This is a genomic window from Ureibacillus yapensis (assembly GCF_003515775.1).
Classification (GTDB): domain Bacteria; phylum Bacillota; class Bacilli; order Bacillales_A; family Planococcaceae; genus Ureibacillus; species Ureibacillus yapensis.
This window is the reverse complement of sequence record NZ_QWEI01000005.1, coordinates 178,570-196,830: the sequence shown is the minus strand read 5'-3', so window position 1 is coordinate 196,830 and position 18,261 is coordinate 178,570. Positions and strand designations below refer to the sequence as shown.

33 protein-coding genes are annotated in these 18,261 nt (G+C 41.4%); all 33 read right to left on the bottom strand.

All coding sequences use genetic code 11. The features are described from left to right. Positions 1 to 102: 102 nt before the first annotated feature. On the bottom strand, positions 103 to 495 hold the full coding sequence (rpsI, locus tag D1B33_RS11630; RefSeq protein ID WP_118876565.1) for a 30S ribosomal protein S9: 393 nt from the start codon (positions 493 to 495) through the stop codon (positions 103 to 105). A gap of 22 nt (positions 496 to 517) precedes the next feature. Then, on the bottom strand, positions 518 to 955 hold the full coding sequence (gene rplM, locus D1B33_RS11625; protein WP_118876564.1) for a 50S ribosomal protein L13: 438 nt from the start codon (positions 953 to 955) through the stop codon (positions 518 to 520). A gap of 167 nt (positions 956 to 1,122) precedes the next feature. Continuing rightward, entirely contained in the window at positions 1,123 to 1,863 is a 741-nt protein-coding gene (gene truA, locus D1B33_RS11620; protein ID WP_118876563.1) for a tRNA pseudouridine(38-40) synthase TruA, read from the bottom strand. 18 nt (positions 1,864 to 1,881) lie between these two features. Beyond that, on the bottom strand, positions 1,882 to 2,679 hold the full coding sequence (locus D1B33_RS11615) for an energy-coupling factor transporter transmembrane component T family protein (protein WP_118876562.1): 798 nt from the start codon (positions 2,677 to 2,679) through the stop codon (positions 1,882 to 1,884). Next, the gene (locus tag D1B33_RS11610; RefSeq protein ID WP_118876561.1) at positions 2,676 to 3,548 is read right to left on the bottom strand and encodes an energy-coupling factor ABC transporter ATP-binding protein; all 873 of its coding nucleotides are present in this window, start codon (positions 3,546 to 3,548) and stop codon (positions 2,676 to 2,678) included. The genes D1B33_RS11615 and D1B33_RS11610 overlap by 4 nt, the downstream gene beginning before the upstream one ends. Continuing rightward, positions 3,524 to 4,369, bottom strand: a complete 846-nt coding sequence (locus tag D1B33_RS11605) for an energy-coupling factor ABC transporter ATP-binding protein (protein ID WP_118876560.1) — start codon at positions 4,367 to 4,369, stop codon at positions 3,524 to 3,526. Before D1B33_RS11605 ends, D1B33_RS11610 begins: the two co-directional genes overlap by 25 nt. A 559-nt stretch (positions 4,370 to 4,928) precedes the next feature. Continuing rightward, the gene (rplQ, locus tag D1B33_RS11600; protein ID WP_097073496.1) at positions 4,929 to 5,309 is read right to left on the bottom strand and encodes a 50S ribosomal protein L17; all 381 of its coding nucleotides are present in this window, start codon (positions 5,307 to 5,309) and stop codon (positions 4,929 to 4,931) included. A 45-nt stretch (positions 5,310 to 5,354) separates the two neighbouring features. Next, positions 5,355 to 6,299: a DNA-directed RNA polymerase subunit alpha gene (locus D1B33_RS11595; RefSeq protein ID WP_118876559.1), complete on the bottom strand. Its 945-nt coding sequence runs from the start codon at positions 6,297 to 6,299 to the stop codon at positions 5,355 to 5,357. A gap of 140 nt (positions 6,300 to 6,439) precedes the next feature. Beyond that, positions 6,440 to 6,829: a 30S ribosomal protein S11 gene (rpsK, locus tag D1B33_RS11590; RefSeq protein WP_118876558.1), complete on the bottom strand. Its 390-nt coding sequence runs from the start codon at positions 6,827 to 6,829 to the stop codon at positions 6,440 to 6,442. A gap of 25 nt (positions 6,830 to 6,854) precedes the next feature. After that, positions 6,855 to 7,220 (bottom strand): 30S ribosomal protein S13, encoded by a 366-nt coding sequence (gene rpsM, locus D1B33_RS11585; RefSeq protein WP_118876557.1) that lies wholly within the window; start codon positions 7,218 to 7,220, stop codon positions 6,855 to 6,857. Between the two features lie 23 nt (positions 7,221 to 7,243). Next, complete coding sequence (gene rpmJ / locus D1B33_RS11580; protein WP_000868344.1) at positions 7,244 to 7,357, bottom strand: 50S ribosomal protein L36; 114 nt, start codon at positions 7,355 to 7,357, stop codon at positions 7,244 to 7,246. A 37-nt stretch (positions 7,358 to 7,394) separates the two neighbouring features. After that, positions 7,395 to 7,613, bottom strand: coding sequence for a translation initiation factor IF-1 (infA, locus tag D1B33_RS11575; RefSeq protein ID WP_016839390.1), 219 nt, complete (start codon positions 7,611 to 7,613; stop codon positions 7,395 to 7,397). 426 nt (positions 7,614 to 8,039) lie between these two features. After that, positions 8,040 to 8,696: an adenylate kinase gene (locus tag D1B33_RS11570; protein ID WP_118876556.1), complete on the bottom strand. Its 657-nt coding sequence runs from the start codon at positions 8,694 to 8,696 to the stop codon at positions 8,040 to 8,042. A gap of 62 nt (positions 8,697 to 8,758) precedes the next feature. Next, on the bottom strand, positions 8,759 to 10,057 hold the full coding sequence (gene secY, locus D1B33_RS11565; RefSeq protein WP_118876555.1) for a preprotein translocase subunit SecY: 1,299 nt from the start codon (positions 10,055 to 10,057) through the stop codon (positions 8,759 to 8,761). After that, on the bottom strand, positions 10,057 to 10,497 hold the full coding sequence (gene rplO, locus D1B33_RS11560; protein WP_118876554.1) for a 50S ribosomal protein L15: 441 nt from the start codon (positions 10,495 to 10,497) through the stop codon (positions 10,057 to 10,059). Before rplO ends, secY begins: the two co-directional genes overlap by 1 nt. 33 nt (positions 10,498 to 10,530) lie before the next feature. Then, positions 10,531 to 10,713, bottom strand: coding sequence for a 50S ribosomal protein L30 (gene rpmD, locus D1B33_RS11555; RefSeq protein WP_118876553.1), 183 nt, complete (start codon positions 10,711 to 10,713; stop codon positions 10,531 to 10,533). Positions 10,714 to 10,727: 14 nt separating this feature from the next. Continuing rightward, positions 10,728 to 11,228 (bottom strand): 30S ribosomal protein S5, encoded by a 501-nt coding sequence (gene rpsE, locus D1B33_RS11550; RefSeq protein ID WP_118876552.1) that lies wholly within the window; start codon positions 11,226 to 11,228, stop codon positions 10,728 to 10,730. A 21-nt stretch (positions 11,229 to 11,249) separates the two neighbouring features. Then, positions 11,250 to 11,609, bottom strand: coding sequence for a 50S ribosomal protein L18 (rplR, locus tag D1B33_RS11545; protein WP_118876551.1), 360 nt, complete (start codon positions 11,607 to 11,609; stop codon positions 11,250 to 11,252). Positions 11,610 to 11,640: 31 nt separating this feature from the next. After that, positions 11,641 to 12,180 (bottom strand): 50S ribosomal protein L6, encoded by a 540-nt coding sequence (gene rplF / locus D1B33_RS11540; RefSeq protein ID WP_118876550.1) that lies wholly within the window; start codon positions 12,178 to 12,180, stop codon positions 11,641 to 11,643. A 30-nt stretch (positions 12,181 to 12,210) separates the two neighbouring features. Further along, positions 12,211 to 12,609: a 30S ribosomal protein S8 gene (gene rpsH, locus D1B33_RS11535; protein WP_118876549.1), complete on the bottom strand. Its 399-nt coding sequence runs from the start codon at positions 12,607 to 12,609 to the stop codon at positions 12,211 to 12,213. 29 nt (positions 12,610 to 12,638) lie between these two features. Then, the gene (locus D1B33_RS11530) at positions 12,639 to 12,824 is read right to left on the bottom strand and encodes a type Z 30S ribosomal protein S14 (RefSeq protein ID WP_118876548.1); all 186 of its coding nucleotides are present in this window, start codon (positions 12,822 to 12,824) and stop codon (positions 12,639 to 12,641) included. A 21-nt stretch (positions 12,825 to 12,845) separates the two neighbouring features. After that, on the bottom strand, positions 12,846 to 13,385 hold the full coding sequence (gene rplE / locus D1B33_RS11525; protein ID WP_118876547.1) for a 50S ribosomal protein L5: 540 nt from the start codon (positions 13,383 to 13,385) through the stop codon (positions 12,846 to 12,848). Between the two features lie 28 nt (positions 13,386 to 13,413). Next, on the bottom strand, positions 13,414 to 13,722 hold the full coding sequence (gene rplX, locus D1B33_RS11520) for a 50S ribosomal protein L24 (protein WP_118876546.1): 309 nt from the start codon (positions 13,720 to 13,722) through the stop codon (positions 13,414 to 13,416). 37 nt (positions 13,723 to 13,759) lie between these two features. Continuing rightward, positions 13,760 to 14,128: a 50S ribosomal protein L14 gene (gene rplN / locus D1B33_RS11515; protein ID WP_036200739.1), complete on the bottom strand. Its 369-nt coding sequence runs from the start codon at positions 14,126 to 14,128 to the stop codon at positions 13,760 to 13,762. A gap of 44 nt (positions 14,129 to 14,172) precedes the next feature. Next, a complete protein-coding gene (rpsQ, locus tag D1B33_RS11510; protein WP_036200740.1) occupies positions 14,173 to 14,436 on the bottom strand; it encodes a 30S ribosomal protein S17 in 264 nt (87 codons plus the stop codon). A 34-nt stretch (positions 14,437 to 14,470) separates the two neighbouring features. Further along, the gene (gene rpmC / locus D1B33_RS11505; protein ID WP_118876545.1) at positions 14,471 to 14,671 is read right to left on the bottom strand and encodes a 50S ribosomal protein L29; all 201 of its coding nucleotides are present in this window, start codon (positions 14,669 to 14,671) and stop codon (positions 14,471 to 14,473) included. Beyond that, a complete protein-coding gene (gene rplP / locus D1B33_RS11500; RefSeq protein ID WP_118876544.1) occupies positions 14,661 to 15,095 on the bottom strand; it encodes a 50S ribosomal protein L16 in 435 nt (144 codons plus the stop codon). Before rplP ends, rpmC begins: the two co-directional genes overlap by 11 nt. Before the next feature lie 2 nt (positions 15,096 to 15,097). Then, positions 15,098 to 15,754, bottom strand: coding sequence for a 30S ribosomal protein S3 (rpsC, locus tag D1B33_RS11495; protein WP_118876543.1), 657 nt, complete (start codon positions 15,752 to 15,754; stop codon positions 15,098 to 15,100). Between the two features lie 3 nt (positions 15,755 to 15,757). Continuing rightward, on the bottom strand, positions 15,758 to 16,102 hold the full coding sequence (gene rplV, locus D1B33_RS11490; protein WP_118876542.1) for a 50S ribosomal protein L22: 345 nt from the start codon (positions 16,100 to 16,102) through the stop codon (positions 15,758 to 15,760). A 22-nt stretch (positions 16,103 to 16,124) separates the two neighbouring features. After that, entirely contained in the window at positions 16,125 to 16,403 is a 279-nt protein-coding gene (gene rpsS / locus D1B33_RS11485) for a 30S ribosomal protein S19 (RefSeq protein ID WP_004233637.1), read from the bottom strand. A 60-nt stretch (positions 16,404 to 16,463) separates the two neighbouring features. After that, positions 16,464 to 17,294, bottom strand: a complete 831-nt coding sequence (gene rplB, locus D1B33_RS11480) for a 50S ribosomal protein L2 (protein WP_118876541.1) — start codon at positions 17,292 to 17,294, stop codon at positions 16,464 to 16,466. Positions 17,295 to 17,329: 35 nt separating this feature from the next. After that, positions 17,330 to 17,614, bottom strand: coding sequence for a 50S ribosomal protein L23 (rplW, locus tag D1B33_RS11475; protein ID WP_118876540.1), 285 nt, complete (start codon positions 17,612 to 17,614; stop codon positions 17,330 to 17,332). Continuing rightward, positions 17,614 to 18,237, bottom strand: coding sequence for a 50S ribosomal protein L4 (gene rplD / locus D1B33_RS11470; protein ID WP_118876539.1), 624 nt, complete (start codon positions 18,235 to 18,237; stop codon positions 17,614 to 17,616). Before rplD ends, rplW begins: the two co-directional genes overlap by 1 nt. Positions 18,238 to 18,261 lie beyond the last annotated feature (24 nt).

Sequence of the window (18,261 nt, the reverse complement as noted above, 5' to 3'; positions counted from 1 at the left end):
TTATTCAAAAGGGTATTGATTTGATGTTGATGAATTCTCAACATAAAAAACCCTCTCCCAAAAACTTGAGAAAGGGTTTGAAAACGTTGATATAACGCTTGATTAACGTTTTGAGAACTGAGGTGCACGACGCGCGCCTTTAAGACCGTATTTTTTACGTTCTTTCATACGTGGGTCACGAGTTAGTAAACCTGCAGTTTTAAGTGCTGGACGGAAATCTGGGTCAACTTGAAGTAACGCACGAGCGATACCGTGACGGATTGCTCCAGCTTGACCTGTGAAGCCACCACCGTTTACGTTTACAAATACATCATAGCTACCTTTAGTTTGAGTTGCTTCTAATGGTTGGTTGATGATTAAGTGCAACGTTTCGAATGGTAAGTACTCTTCGATGCTGCGGTTGTTGATAACAATTTTACCTTCGCCTGGTACTAAACGTACGCGAGCTACTGAGCTTTTACGGCGACCTGTGCCGATATATTGAACTTGTGCCAAGGGTATATCCTCCTCTTAATAATTATCCGCGAAGCGTATAGCTTTCCGGTTTTTGTGCTGCATGTGGGTGTTCTGCTCCAGCGTAAACGTTAAGTTTACCGAACATTTTGCGTCCTAAAGAGTTTTTAGGAAGCATCCCTTTTACTGCTAATTCGATCATTTGTGTTGGGTATTTTTCTTTCATTTCGCCAGCAGTACGTGTTTTTAAACCACCAGAGAATTGAGTGTGACGGTAATAAATTTTACCTTCTAATTTGTTGCCTGTTAAATGAATTTTGTCTGCATTGATTACGATTACGTAGTCACCTGTGTCTACGTTTGGTGTGAATGTTGGTTTATGTTTACCGCGTAAGATAGCAGCTACTTCAGAAGCTAAACGTCCAAGAGTTTGGCCTTCTGCGTCTACTACTAACCATTTGCGATCTACTTCGTGACCTTTAGCCATGAATGTTGTACGCATTTATATATCCTCCTAATCGATTCGATTACCGTTATTTTTCATTATATACACTTCATAAGTTTCGGGGCTTATTTGTGGTGGTAATGAAAATACCATATGTCATCTTATAACATTTTTACGTTTTCGTCAAGAAAAAAAACAAAACACCTGGAGATGTTGTATTTCCTTTAATAAAACACCTTTTCCAGGTATAAACCGTGTGCTGGCGCTGTTTTGCCCGCCTTTCCACGGTCCATTGATGCAATAATTAACTGCAATTCATTCGAATCTTTTTTTCCAATACCGACTTCCCACAACGTTCCGGCAATAATGCGGACCATATTATATAAAAATCCATTGCCCTCGATTGTCATATGAAGTTCTTCATCATGCCACGAGAAGTTGAGAGCATTTACTGTACGCACTTTATCCACTACACTTGTATTGGCCGCGCAAAAGCATGAAAAGTCATGCGTCCCGATGATAAATTGCGCTGCAGTCTGCATTTTTTCTAGATCCGGCTTTATTCCATTCGTTTCAACTGTATAGTGTCTACGGAAAGGGCTTTGTTGCTCCTCACAGTTCCAAATATAGCGATAACGCTTGCCTGATACACTATATCTCGCATGGAACTCAGAGTCTGCCTCCTCTACTTCCAGCACACGAATATCCCGAGGCAACTGGACGTTTAGCGCCTTTTTATAGCGTTCAACCGGTATTTCCAACGAAGTATCGAAATGGATGACCTGGCCAGTAGCATGGACTTTCGCATCCGTACGACCGCTCGCAGTGATTTTCACTTGATTCCCTTTATGCATTTTCGTTAATACATTTTCGATTTCAAGCTGAACCGTGCGTTCTCCCGGCTGAACTTGATAGCCTGCAAAAAGGGTGCCATCATAACTTATGGTTGCTTTTAAACGCCGCAATGGACCTCACCTCGCTTACTAATTACGATAAAATACCAACAATGCCGTCATTGCCGCCAGCACGACAAGGCTTAGTGTATCGCGCCAATCCCATTTTAGTTGACGGTAGCGGGTACGCCCTTCTCCCCCTCGGTAACCACGTACTTCCATGGCTGTTGCCAAATCTTCGGCACGTTTAAACGCACTGACAAACAGCGGGACAAGAAGGGGCACAACGGCTTTTAAACGTTCTTTTAAAGAACCTGCGCTAAGGTCGGAACCCCGGGCCATCTGTGCCTTCATGATTTTGTCGGTCTCGTCCATTAGCGTTGGAATAAAACGAAGGGCGATGGACATCATTAAAGCCAACTCGTGGACAGGCAGTTTCACCTTTTTTAACGGGTTCAGCAATACTTCAATTCCATCTGTTATCGAAATTGGTGAAGTGGTCAACGTCAAAATGGACGTCATGAACACAAGCACCAAAAAGCGGATGGAAATGAAGATCCCTTGCCTTAGTCCCTCTTCATACACTTTCAGAAAACCAAGGTCTAAAACAACATCCCCTTCTCTCGTAAAGAGAATGTGGATTAAGAACGTAAAGACCAATAGAATCATGATCGGTTTCAGGCCATTAATTAAAAAGTATAAACGGATTCTGGACGTTAAAATGACAAGCAATGTAAAAGCCAATAATAAACCATATGTAATGGCATTGTTCGCCAAAAATACAACTACTATAAAAGCAAATACGAAAATAAGCTTGGAGCGTGGGTCAAGTAGATGAACGAATGAGTCCCCGGGAATGTATCGGCCAAAAATCATTTTATCCATCATTGTCCATCACGCTCCTCTCGCAAAGAACGTGCCACTTCTTCTGCCAGCTCTTCCTCTGTTAAACAAATTTTCGACAATGGTTTACTCATGCGTTCCTCAATCTTTGATTGGAATCGAACAATATGGGGCAATTCCAATCGATACTTCTCGAGCGTTTTGGCATCCGAGAAAATTTCGCGGGGCGTTCCGGTCAAAACACATTTCCCTTCATGCATAATGGCAATCCGATCAGCATATTTCGCTGCATCTTCCATGCTGTGCGTAACGAGAATCGTTGTGAGTCCACGCTCTTTATGAAGAGTATAGAACATGTCCATAATCTCTTTTTGTCCCCTTGGATCAAGCCCTGCGGTTGGTTCATCCAGGACAATCACTTCCGGATCCATAGCAAGCACCCCAGCAATCGCTACACGGCGCATTTGTCCGCCTGATAAGTCAAAGGGTGATTTGTTCAAAATATCGTCTGGAAGACCTACAAGCTGGATTAATTCGCGTGCCCGCTGCTCAGCCACCTGTTCAGAAACGCCAAAATTCATCGGCCCGAACATAATGTCTTTTAAAACTGTTTCTTCAAACAGTTGATGCTCCGGAAACTGAAACACAATGCCCACTTTTTGGCGGATTGGCTTTAGTTCTTTTGCCTTTTTACCTGCAACAATTACACGCTCTCCAATATGTACTTCGCCTTTAGATGGCTTCAGAAGGCCATTAAAGTGCTGCAGAATTGTTGACTTCCCTGAACCTGTATGCCCTATGATTGCTTGATATGTTCCATGAGGAATCGTTAAATCTACATCAAATAAAGCAAACTTTTCAAAGGGTGTGCCCATTGAATAAGCATAGCTTACTTGCTGAAGCTTGATGTCCATAAATCATTCACCAACTCATCTTCTGTCATATGTTGTCCTGCAAGAGGTACGCCTTTTTCCTGGAACAGCTTAGTCATTCGCATAGCAAAAGGCAGTTCCAATCCAAACTCCTCCAGTTTATCGCCCAGGGCAAAAATTTCGGATGGAGTTCCTTCCGCATACTTTTTCCCATCATTCATGAATAGTATCCGATCTGCAAAAAGCGCTTCTTCAACATCATGCGTGATTGAAAGCACGGTTAACCCGATTTCTTCTCTTAAGGCACGAACGGTTCTTAATACTTCATCCCGCCCTTGTGGGTCAAGCATTGAAGTCGCCTCATCCAATATCAGTAATTTCGGCCGCATAGCAAGTGCTCCTGCAATAGCCACCCGTTGCTTTTGTCCACCTGATAGATGATGTGGTTCATGATTCAGAAACTTGTCCATTTTTACTTGAACAAGGGACGAATGAACCCGTTCCACCATTTCTTTATATGGCACGCCGCTATTTTCCAATGAAAACGCGACATCGTCTTGTACAGTGGCCCCAACAAACTGGTTATCAGGGTTTTGGAATACCATTCCGATATTTGAACGAATGTCCCATAAATTCTCTTCTGTTAAAACATCTCTCATCACACGGACTTCGCCTTCTTGAGGGAAAAGCAGTCCGCTTACTAACTTGACCATCGTGGATTTACCAGAACCGTTATGGCCGACCATCGCAATCCATTCTCCTTCATTGATTGAAAAGGATACATCTTGGACGGCTTTGCGCGCATCAGGCTGATCTGGTGTATATGAAAAACTAACGTTTTGAAACGATAAAATCTCGGTCACTAATCTTGGCTCCTCTCCTTGCTCTACTAACTAAATTACACTGTTTTATGCATCATTTCTACCCTTTGGTGCAAAGTGACATATATAAAAATAAGGCACGTTTACAAATCCGAAAAATAGCAGATTGAAACGTACTTTATTTTTGTATATGTATATAAGAAAAGCGCAGGCGCCTTGCTTTCATAAGGTTATTAAATAAAAAAGCGCGCACCTCATTCAAGAGAAATGCGCTTTAATTCTACATTTGTACAAGAAACACGGCTGCTCAATTCCATGTTTCGTTGAATGAGGTGCGGAGAGCTAGACGAGACGCCGTCAACAAGTGACCCGCTCATTATAACGCTCAAGCCATTTTATTGTCGTATAAATCATTGATCGACACATCACTGTGCCTTATAAAGATTAGAAAAACACGATTTGCCGCCATGAAGGCGAAAACCGATGCTTTAAATACACTGCTTTCAAAAGGCAACCCTTTCTTAACAGTGTAAAAATAGAGGGGCCCGGGTTCAACCGGTGAACCGGACACCCTCTTGCCCAAGTAAGAATTAATTAGTAATTAAACTAATTCAATTACTACTACAGGCGCACCGTCACCACGGCGAGGTCCTACTTTAAGGATGCGAGTGTAACCGCCTTGACGGTCAGTGTAACGCGGTGCAACATCATTAAATAACTTTTGAAGTGCAAATGAAGTTGTTTCGTTACCTTCCTCATCAGTAGTTGTTACTACTTCGCGACGGATAAATGCAGCCGCTTGACGACGAGCATGTAAATCTCCACGCTTACCTAAAGTAATCATTTTTTCAACTACAGAACGTAATTCTTTCGCACGTGCTTCAGTTGTTTCGATGCGTTCGTTGATGATTAAGTCAGTAGCCAAATCACGCAATAACGCTTTACGTTGAGAACTTGTACGACCAAGTTTTCTGTAACCCATGGATGTTCCCTCCTTTATATCTAAACTGCTTTAGAAAAGTATTGTTTAGTCTTCTTTACGCAATCCTAAACCAAGCTCTTCTAATTTCGCTTTAACTTCTTCTAGTGACTTACGACCAAGATTGCGCACTTTCATCATGTCGTCTTCTGATTTATTCGCAAGTTCAAGTACCGTGTTGATACCAGCGCGTTTTAAACAGTTGTAAGAACGAACAGAAAGATCGAGTTCCTCAATCGTCATCTCTAAAACTTTTTCTTTTTGATCCTCTTCTTTTTCGACCATGATTTCAGCAGTTTGTGCTTCATTCGTTAAGCCTACAAAGATATTAAGGTGCTCAGTTAAAATTTTCGCGCCAAGCGAAATCGCTTCTTTTGGACCGATGCTGCCATCTGTCCACACATCAAGTGACAATTTATCGAAATCAGAATTTTGTCCAACACGAGTGTTTTCCACTTGAAAATTAACGCGTGAAACTGGAGTGTAAATAGAGTCGATCGGGATCACGCCGATAGGAAGATCCTCACGTTTGTTTTGATCAGCAGGAGTATATCCACGGCCACGGCGAGCGTACATACGCATGCGTAAATGACCATTTTTAGCGATTGTTGCAATATACAAATCAGGATTTAATATTTCAACGTCACTGTCATGAGTGATATCAGCAGCTGTAACCGTTCCATCACCTTTCACGTCAATCTCGATGACTTTCTCTTCGTCAGAGTAGATTTTCAGTGCCAGCTTTTTGATGTTCAAAATAATGGAAGCAACATCTTCTTCAACGCCTTCTACAGTCGAGAATTCGTGTAGCACTCCATCAATTTGAATAGATGTAACAGCAGCTCCTGGTAATGAAGACAGAAGGATACGACGCAAAGAATTGCCCAAAGTGTTTCCATACCCGCGTTCAAGCGGTTCTACAACAAACTTGCCATATTTGGAATTTTCGCTGATCTCAACAGTTTCAATCTTTGGTTTTTCAATTTCGATCATTCAATTTACCCTCCTTCAAAACATCGAATGTATAGGTTCATAACATCATAATAGTCAAAAAAGGTTGACTTTATAAGATTTGCACAAGATTTAGTTTTGTACAAGCAATGATGAACTCAAATTACTTTGAGATGCACCCATTACACACGACGACGTTTTGGCGGACGGCAACCGTTATGTGGAACTGGAGTAACATCCTTGATTGCAGTTACTTCTAAACCAGCAGCTTGAAGTGCACGAATAGCAGCTTCACGACCAGCACCAGGACCTTTAACAGTTACTTCCAACGTCTTCAGACCATGTTCAACGGACGCTTTTGCAGCAGCTTCAGCAGCCATTTGAGCAGCATAAGGAGTAGATTTACGTGAACCTTTAAATCCAAGCGCACCAGCACTAGACCAAGATACTGCGTTACCTTGCATATCCGTAATCGTTACGATTGTATTGTTGAATGTAGAACGAATGTGTGCAATACCAGCTTCGATATTCTTTTTCACACGACGTTTACGAGTTTGTTGTTTACGAGCCATGTTAAGAAGGAACCCCCTTTACTTATTATTTTTTCTTGTTCGCTACAGTTTTACGAGGACCTTTACGCGTACGCGCATTGTTTTTCGTATTTTGACCACGAACAGGTAAACCACGACGGTGACGGATACCACGGTTAGAACCGATTTCCATCAAGCGTTTAATGTTAAGTGAAATTTCACGGCGAAGGTCACCTTCCACTTTATATTGATCTAATTGTTCACGGATTTTGTTTAACTCATCTTCAGTAAGATCGCGCACGCGAGTGTTTTCGTTAACACCAGCAGCAGCCAATACTTTTTGAGAAGAAGTTTTACCAATTCCGTAAATGTAAGTTAATGAAATTACCACGCGTTTGTCGCGAGGAATATCAACTCCAGCAATACGTGCCATTTACTTGTGCACCTCCTTATTAATTATCCTTGTTTTTGTTTGTGTTTAGGATTTTCACAGATTACCATTACTTTACCGCGTCGGCGAATTACTTTACATTTTTCGCAGATCGGTTTCACAGATGGTCTCACTTTCATCTAACCCAACCTCCTTAATAGTCCGGAGTGCAAAAGATTATTTAAAACGGTATGTGATACGACCGCGAGTTAAATCGTATGGAGATAACTCAATAGTAACCTTATCTCCAGGTAAAATACGGATAAAGTGCATGCGAATCTTACCAGATACGTGTGCAAGCACCGTGTGCCCATTTTCTAATTCTACCTTAAACATCGCGTTTGGCAAAGTCTCAACAACTGTTCCTTCGACTTCAATTACATCGTCTTTCGCCATCAACCCTGTCTCCCTTCTATATGCGTTTTCGATTCTCTAACATACATGATAAAGAGAATCTATGCAACTGATTTTGTTTACTAGAAGCAACTCCACCAACATATGCTTGGATTGTATGAGAGATGTTCGAAAGACGCTCGTCTGGTTTCGCTTCACACAATCCAGGGAATGACTAGTCTTCGCTTAGGAATGTATTTCATTCGTTTTCACGTTTTCCCGGAATGTCTTGGATGAGAGATTCATACCCGTTACACAGATGCTTCCACGAAACCCATTACACTTACCACAAAATAGATTTTATCATATTTGTGTCTCATGTGTACCGGGCACAATATGCTTTTGCAACTCTCAATAAAATTTTATTATTTTGTTGCACCCGCAGGCCTCCAGCGAAAAGCAGTATGCCTTCTATTCAATACCCAGGTATTAACTGCGGCTGCTCTGCAGTAATAGAGCGTCAAGATCAGCAAATACTTTGTCGATATCTTGCTGTCCATCGATATTCGTTAAAACACCTTTAGCTTCATAAAAATCAAGTAAAGGTTGTGCTTGATTCATATTTACTTCCAGACGGTTTGCTACCGTTTCAGGATTATCGTCCGCACGTGTATATAATTCGCCGCCATCTTTATCACATTTTCCTTCCACTGCAGGAGGGTTGAAAATCACGTGATAGGATGTACCGCAAACTTTACAGATACGACGACCACTAAGACGTGCAATTAGTTCATCTTTTTCTACTTGGATATTGATCGTATGGTCAATTTTTTTCCCAAGTTCATCTAGGATGCCATCTAAAGCTTCTGCTTGTGGAACTGTACGTGGGAACCCGTCTAATAAGAAACCTTTTTCACAATCTTTTTGTGCAAGTCGTTCACGAACGATGCCAATCGTTACTTCATCCGGTACTAGAGCACCTTGGTCCATATACGATTTAGCTTCCAAACCTAATTCCGTTCCGGCGCTAATCGCCGCACGGAACATGTCGCCTGTAGAAATATGAGGGATTTCGTACTTATCAACAATTTTGTCTGCTTGAGTACCTTTACCGGCACCAGGCAGCCCCATTAAAACGATATTCATACGTTTTCGCTCCCCCTAAGCTTGCTGGCTTAGGAAACATGTTTGTTTCCTAAAACCTGCATTTATTTCATAAAGCCTCTATAGTGACGTTTTACAAGTTGCGCTTCCAGCTGTTTCATAGTTTCCAATGCAACCCCGACAACGATGATAACACTAGTACCGCCAATTTGAGCCGAAGCAGGCAGGTTCATGAAATTAATGAAGAGGATCGGCAATACAGAAATCACAACTAGGAATAATGCACCAACCAATGTTAAACGATATAAAACTCTTGTTAAGTAACTTTGCGTATCATTGCCCGGGCGAATACCTGGGATGTACGCACCTTGTTTTTTCAAGTTGTCGGCCAAGTTTTCCGGATTCACTTGAATGAAAGCATAGAAGTACGTAAACGCGACAATCAATGCAACATAGATGATCATCCCAACCGGTTTTGTATAATCAAACGTGTTGGTGATGAACGTTGTGACCTGGTTTTGACCGAAGAACGTAGCCAACGTTTGAGGAGTGACAATAAACGCGACAGCGAAGATTACCGGAATAACCCCAGCTGCATTCACTTTTAACGGTAAATGAGTTTGTTGTCCACCAGCTTGCGGCGTACGGCCTCCTGCAACTCGTTTTGCATATTGAATAGGAATTTTACGCAACGCTTGTTGAATGTAAATAACCCCTACAACAATCGCAAGCATAACTAAAACAAGCAATACTAGAATGGCAATTTGAATGAATAATTGATCTCCAGCATCCTCGATTTGTTGTGCATAGATTTGGTTCACAGTTGTCGGAATTGCAGCCACAATCCCTGCGAAGATAATGATTGAAACACCATTACCAACACCGTGAGCCGTAATTTGTTCACCTAGCCACAATAGGAACATGGTACCGGCCGTTAAAACAATTGCAATGGTTAAGTAGGATAATACACTTGTATCAGTAATTAACGTACCACCGTACATTTGGTTGAACCCAAATGACATTGCAAATGCTTGAATGAAAGCAAGAACAACTGTTAAATAACGAGTGAATTGCGCCAATTTGCGTCGGCCGACATCACCTTGTTTTGCCCATTCAGCAAACTTCGGAACAACATCCATTTGCAATAGTTGAACAATAATTGAGGCAGTAATGTAAGGCATAATCCCCAATGCAAAGATCGAGAAGTTAGACAATGCACCACCGCCGAAAGTATTAAGGAAACCAATCAAATTAAATTCGTCGGCAACCTTCAATACTTGCGAGTCGACGTTCGGTACCGGAATGAAAGTTCCGATACGGAAAACGATCAACATCAATAGTGTAAAGATGATTTTATTTCGAATATCTCGCACGCGCATAAAGTTTGAGATTGTTTGAAACATTAAATCACCTCAGTAGTTCCGCCAGCATTCTCAATTGCTTCTTTAGCAGAGCCTGAGAATTTGTGAGCTTTCACAGTAAGCTTTTTATTAAGAGTTCCGTTACCCAGAACTTTAATGCCAGCTTTTTCATTGCTCACGATACCAGTTTCTAGCAATAATGCAGGTGTTACTTCTGCACCATCTTCGAAACGGTTTAATACGTCAAGGTTAACGATCGCATATTCTTTACGGTTGATGTTCGTAAAGCCGCGTTTTGGTAAACGACGGAATAGTGGGTTTTGACCCCCCTCAAATCCAGGACGAACGCCGCCGCCAGAACGAGCGTTTTGACCTTTATGACCTTTACCTGCAGTTTTACCGTTACCAGAACCGATACCACGACCAACACGGTTACGTTCTTTACGTGATCCTTCTGCTGGTTTTAACTCATGAAGTTTCATATGGGTGGCACCTCCTTGTTCAATGTTTGAAAATTAGTTTTCTTTAATAGTAACTAAGTGAGCTACTTTATCTAACATACCGCGAATAGCTGCGTTGTCAGCTTGTTCTACAGTTTGGTTCATTTTACGTAAACCTAGAGCTTCCGCAATTTTACGTTGCTGAGGCTTTGCACCGATTAAAGATTTAGTAAGGGTAATTTCTAATTTGTTAGCCATGATAATTTCCCCCCTTAACCTAATAGTTCTTCTACTGATTTACCGCGAAGTTTTGCAACGTCCTCTACGCGTTTTAGTTCAGTTAATCCAGAAACAGTAGCGCGAACCATGTTAATTGGTGTGTTAGAACCTAGAGATTTTGAAAGAATATCAGTAATACCAGCAAGTTCAAGTACGGCACGTACAGGACCACCAGCGATAACTCCAGTACCAGGAGCTGCAGGTTTGATTAAGATTTGACCTGCTCCGAAGCGACCAATAACATCGTGTGGAGTAGTTCCACCAACACGTGGTACTTCGATTAAGTTTTTCTTCGCGTCTTCAACAGCTTTGCGGATTGCGTCTGGAACCTCTTGAGCTTTACCAGTACCGAATCCAACATGGCCATTTTTATCACCTACAACAACAAGTGCTGTAAAGCGGAAGCGACGACCACCTTTAACAACTTTAGCAACGCGGTTGATTGTAACTACGCGTTCTTCAAGTTCAAGTTTGTTTGCGTCAATGCGACTCATGAAGTATGTCCCTCCTTCTTATTAAAATTCTAAGCCGTTTTCACGTGCAGCTTCAGCTAAAGCTTTTACACGTCCATGATATAAGTAACCACCACGGTCAAATACAACAGCAGTAATATTTTTTTCCGCAGCGCGTTTAGCGATTGCTTCACCGATTTTTGCTGCAGCTTCTACATTGCTACCTGCACCCTCAAAACCATTATCTTGAGTAGATGCGCTAACAAGTGTTACGCCTGCAACATCGTCAATAAGTTGCGCATAGATGTGTTTGTTTGAACGGAATACATTTAAACGTGGACGTTCAGCAGTACCCGCGATTTTCGTACGAACACGCGCATGACGTTTTTTACGAACTTGATTTTTATCTTGTTTCGTAATCACGAGAGGTCACTCCTTTCTAATGCGAAAAGCATTATTTACCTGTTTTACCTTCTTTGCGACGTACATATTCACCTTCATAACGAATACCTTTGCCTTTGTATGGCTCTGGTGGGCGAACAGCACGAATGTTAGATGCTAATGCACCAACGCGTTCTTTGTTAATACCTTTAACGATCACTTTTGTGTTAGAAGGAACTTCGACTTCTAGACCTTCTTCTGGTGTGAATTCTACTGGATGAGAGTACCCAACGTTAAGTACAAGTTTTTTGCCTTGTAATTGCGCACGGTAACCTACACCGATAAGTTCTAGAGAACGAGAGAAACCTTCAGAAACACCAGTTACCATGTTTGCTAATAAAGCACGAGTTGTACCGTGGATCGTACGGTGTTCTTTGGATTCAGAAGGGCGAACGATCGTAATGATGTTTCCTTCTTGTTCGATTTTCAAGTCATTGTTGAATTGATTAGTTAATTCGCCTTTTGGTCCTTTAACTGTAACAAAGTTAGTTTCATCAACAGTAACTGTTACGTTAGCAGGAACCTCGATTGGCTTTTTACCTACACGAGACATTTAGTTGCACCTCCATTCTTTTATTGCTTATTACCAAATGTAAGCTAAGATTTCTCCGCCAACTTTTTTAGCACGTGCTTCTTTATCAGTTAATAAACCTTGAGAAGTTGATACTAAAGCGATACCTAAACCGTTAAGTACACGAGGCACTTCATCAGTTTTAGCATATACGCGTAGACCAGGTTTTGAAATACGTTTCAAACCAGTGATAACGCGTTCGTTTTCTTTTCCATATTTCAAGAAGATACGGATGATACCTTGTTTGTTATCTTCAACATACTCAACATCACGAACGAAACCTTCACGCTTTAGAATTTCAGCGATATCTTTCTTTAAGTTTGAAGCAGGTACTTCTAACTTCTCGTGACGAACCATGTTAGCATTACGAATGCGTGTTAGCATATCTGCAATCGGATCTGTCATTGTCATAAATTTTACCTCCTTCCCAATTTAGGGGATTACCAGCTAGCTTTTTTAACGCCAGGAATTTGTCCCTTATATGCAAGTTCACGGAAACAAATACGGCAAAGTTTAAATTTACGATATACAGAGTGTGGACGACCACAGCGTTCACAACGTGTATATTCTTGGACTTTAAACTTTTGCTTACGTTGTTGTTTAACGACCATTGATTTTTTAGCCACGTTTTCGCCCTCCTTATTTTATTACTTTTGGAACGGCATACCGAATTGTGTCAATAACTCGCGAGCTTCTTCGTCAGAATTCGCAGTTGTTACGATCACGATGTCCATACCGCGTACTTTTGAAACTTTATCGTAATCGATTTCCGGGAAAATCAATTGTTCTTTAACACCTAAAGTGTAGTTACCGCGACCATCGAATGATTTTTTTGAAACCCCATGGAAGTCGCGTACACGTGGAAGTGCGATAGAGATTAATTTATCCAAGAATTCATACATACGTTCACCACGTAATGTAACTTTTGCACCGATTGGCATTCCTTCACGTAGACGGAAACCAGCGATTGACTTCTTAGCTTTAGTTACAACTGGTTTTTGACCAGTGATGATTGTTAATTCTTCTACAGCAGCGTCTAATGCTTTAGAGTTTTGAACAGCGTCACCAACACCCATGTTGATAACGATTTTCTCAACTTTAGGCACCTGCATTACTGATTTATATTCAAACTTGCTCATAAGAGCAGGAGAAACTTCACTTAAATATTTTTCTTTTAGGCGGCTCATGTTCGTACCTCCCTTCTCAAATTTCTTATTAGTCGATTACTACACCTGATTTTTTTGCAACACGAACTTTTTTGCCATCTTCGATTTTGTAACCTACACGAGTCGGCTCGCCAGATTTCGGATCGATTAGCATAACGTTCGATACGTGGATTGCTGCTTCTTGGCTTACAATACCACCTTGTGGGTTTAACTGGTTAGGTTTTACGTGTTTTTTCACGATGTTTACACCTTCAACAAGAACACGGTCTTGTTTAGGGAAAGCAGCTAATACTACGCCTTCTTTACCTTTGTCTTTACCAGTAATAACTTTTACTTTGTCGCCCTTTTTAACATGCATTATGTGTCGCACCTCCTTGATTGGTACTATCATGAAATTAAAGAACTTCTGGAGCTAATGAAACGATTTTCATGAAGTTGCTATCACGTAATTCACGTGCAACAGGTCCGAAAATACGAGTTCCGCGTGGTGACTTATCGTCTTTGATGATTACGCAAGCATTTTCGTCAAATTTAATATAAGTACCATCTTTACGGCGAACACCGGATTTAGTGCGAACGACAACAGCCTTAACAACGTCGCCTTTCTTGACAACGCCACCTGGTGTTGCTTTCTTAACCGTTACAACAACGATATCACCGATATTAGCAGTTTTGCGGCCAGAACCACCAAGTACTTTAATAGTTAAAACTTCACGTGCACCTGAGTTGTCAGCAACTTTCATACGACTTTCTTGTTGGATCACTTAGGTTACCTCCCTTCGGAACTATAAATTTTTCCGAAATGATATTAGATAATAACAGCTTTTTCTACGACTTCCACTAGACGGAAACGTTTTGTAGCTGATAATGGGCGAGTTTCCATGATACGGACGATATCACCGATTTTCGCTTCGTTCAACTCATCATGAGCCTTGAATTTTTTAGAGTATTTTACACGCTTGCCATATAATTTATGTTTCTTATAAGTTTCAACAAGAACAGTTACTGTTTTGTCCATTTTATCAGAAACGACACGGCCAGTGTAAACTTTGCGTTGGTTACGCTCAGTCATTCTTCCGAACCTCCTTATCAGTTATTTGCACTGATTAGTTATTTGAACTGATTTCTCTTTCACGAATCACAGTTTTCATGCGCGCAATCGCTTTACGAACTTCGCGAATACGAGCTGTGTTTTCTAATTGACCAGTCGCCAATTGGAAGCGAAGGTTGAAAAGCTCTTCTTTCAGTGATTTCACTTTTAATTCAATTTCAGAAGTGGCAAGGTCACGGATTTCATTAGCTTTCATTAGATTCACCACCAGTTTCTTGACGTTTAACGATCTTACATTTAACAGGAAGTTTGTGTGCTGCTAAACGAAGTGCTTCACGTGCTACCTCTTCGGAGACACCTGCAACTTCAAACATAATTTTTCCTGGTTTTACTACTGCTACCCAACCTTCCGGAGAACCTTTACCGGAACCCATACGTACCTCTAGAGGCTTTTTCGTATATGGTTTATGTGGGAAAATTTTAATCCAAACTTTACCGCCACGTTTCATGTAACGTGTCATAGCAATACGGGCAGACTCGATTTGACGGTTTGTAATCCAGCTAGCAGTTGTTGCTTGTAAGCCCCACTCACCGAAAGCTACTTCTTTGCCGCCTTTCGCTTCACCACGCATGTTACCACGGTGTTCACGACGATATTTTACGCGTTTTGGTAATAACATAATTATTTGCCTCCTTCCACAGAGTTCTTCTTCGTTGGAAGGACCTCACCACGGTAAATCCATACTTTAACACCTAGTTTACCATAAGTAGTGTCTGCTTCTGCGTGAGCATAATCGATGTCAGCACGAAGAGTATGAAGTGGAACAGTTCCTTCACTGTAATGTTCAGCACGCGCAATGTCAGCGCCGCCTAAACGACCAGATACTTGTGTTTTAATTCCTTTTGCACCAGCACGGATTGTGCGTTGGATTGCTTGTTTTTGAGCACGGCGGAATGATACGCGGTTCTCAAGTTGACGAGCGATGTTTTCAGCTACTAGACGAGCGTCAAGATCTGCTCTTTTAATTTCTACGATATTGATGTGTACACGTTTACCAGTTAAATCGTTAAGGTATTTACGTAAGTTTTCAACTTCCGCACCGCCTTTACCGATTACCATACCTGGTTTCGCAGTGTGAATTGTAATATTAACGCGGTTTGCAGCGCGTTCGATTTCTACTTTAGAAACAGAAGCGTCTTTTAAAGCAGATTCGATATATTTACGAACTTTGATATCTTCGTGTAAAAGAGTAGCATAGTCTTTCTCAGCGTACCATTTTGACTCCCAGTCACGAATAATACCAACTCGTAGTCCTATAGGATGTACTTTTTGACCCACGGATTAACCCTCCTTCTTCTCAGATACCACTAATGTAATGTGGCTTGTGCGTTTGTTAATTGCGCTTGCACGTCCTTGTGCACGTGGACGGAAACGTTTTAATGTTGGACCTTCGTCAACATAAACTTCAGAAACAACTAAGTTGTTTACATCTAATTCATAATTATGCTCAGCGTTAGCAACTGCAGATTTCAATACTTTCTCAACGACTGGAGACGCCGCTTTTGGAGTATGACGTAAAATTGCAACTGCTTCACCAACTTGCTTGCCTCGGATCAAATCTACTACTAAGCGTACTTTACGAGGAGCAATTCGCACTGTGCGAGCGATAGCTTTAGCTTGTGTCATCAGGATTTACCTCCTCTCAAAATTAGCGTCTTGTTTTCTTGTCATCTGCACCGTGACCTTTGTAAGTACGTGTTGGTGCGAATTCGCCTAATTTGTGACCTACCATATCTTCTGTCACGTATACTGGAACGTGTTTGCGTCCATCATATACAGCGATTGTTAAACCGATGAAGTTCGGGAAGATAGTAGAACGGCGAGACCAAGTTTTGATAACTTGTTTTTTCTCAGAAGCCTCTTGCGCCTCCACTTTTTTCATTAAGTGGTCATCGACAAAAGGTCCTTTTTTCAAGCTGCGACCCATTTAGGAACCTCCCTTTCGTGACTCACCACGGCTCTATTGTTGAACCGCAGTACAATCACATTATTTTTTGCGAGAACGAATAATAAATTTAGAAGATTTGTTTTTCTTTTTACGTGTTTTGAAACCAAGAGCTGGTTTGCCCCATGGTGTCATTGGAGATTTACGTCCGATTGGAGAACGTCCTTCACCACCACCGTGTGGGTGATCATTAGGGTTCATTACAGATCCACGTACAGTTGGGCGTTTACCTAACCAACGAGAGCGACCTGCTTTACCAATGTGGATAAGTTCATGTTGTTCGTTGCCCACTTGACCGATTGTAGCACGGCAAGTTGCAAGTACTAAACGAACTTCACCAGATTGTAAACGAACAATTACGTATTTCCCTTCACGGCCAAGTACTTGCGCCGAAGTACCAGCAGAACGTACCAATTGTCCACCTTTACCAGGTTTTAACTCGATGTTATGGATAGTAGTACCCATTGGGATGTTAGCTAACGGTAATGCGTTACCTACTTTAATGTCTGCTTCTGGACCAGAATAGATTGTTTGACCAACTTCCAATCCTTTTGGAGCTAAGATGTAACGTTTTTCACCATCAGCATAGTTGATTAATGCGATATTCGCAGAGCGGTTTGGATCATATTCGATTGTAGCAACGCGTCCTGGAATTCCGTCTTTAGTACGTTTGAAGTCGATTACGCGATATTGCTTCTTATGACCGCCACCATGATGACGAACAGTAATTTTACCTTGGTTATTACGACCAGCTTTGCGTTTTGTTGGTTCTAATAAAGACTTTTCAGGCTTATTAGTTGTGATTTCCGCAAAGTCAGATGACGTCATGTTACGACGACCATTTGAGGTTGGTTTATACTTTTTAATCGCCATGTGTATTCCCTCCTTCTTAAATGTTCATATCTGAATTAGATATCGAAAATTTCGATTTCTTTGCTGTCTGCAGCTAATTTAACGATTGCTTTACGACGTTTGTTTGTGTATCCGCCGAATTTACCAACGCGTTTGAATTTGCCTTTGTAGTTCATGATGTTAACTTTATCAACTTTTACATCAAAGATTGCTTCTACAGCATCTTTAACTTGAGTTTTGTTTGCGCGAACATCAACTTCAAAAGTGTATTTTTTCTCAGCCATAAGCTCAGAAGAACGCTCAGTAATGACCGGACGTTTTAAGATATCACGTGCTTCCATTATCCAAGCACCTCCTCAACTTTTTCTACTGCAGCTTTCGTGAATACAACTTTATCATGACCCAATAGATCAAGAACGTTGATTCCAGAAGCCGTTAAAACTGTTACACCAGGGATGTTGCGAGCTGATAATGCTACGTTCTCATCTAGTTCAGCTGTAACAAACAAAGCTTTTTTATCGATGTTTAGGTTACCTAGAATCGCTTTGAAATCTTTAGTTTTTGGTGCGTTTAATTGTAATGCATCCAATACTAATAGGTTTTGTTCTACTACTTTAGAAGATAAAGCAGATTTAAGAGCTAAGCGACGAACTTTCTTAGGTAATTTGTAGCTGTAGCTACGTGGAGTCGGTCCGAATACAGTACCACCGCCACGCCATTGTGGAGAGCGGATAGAACCTTGACGAGCACGGCCAGTTCCTTTTTGACGCCATGGTTTACGTCCACCACCAGCAACTTCGGAACGAGTTTTTACTTTATGGTTACCTTGACGAAGAGAAGCGCGTTGTGCAACTACTGCGTCGAATAATACTGCTTCGTTTGGTTCAATGCCGAATACTGCGTCGTTTAATTCGATTTCACCAACAGAAGCGCCTGTTTGACTAAGTACAGATACCTTTGCCATTCCTGTTTCCTCCTTTCTTCGGGA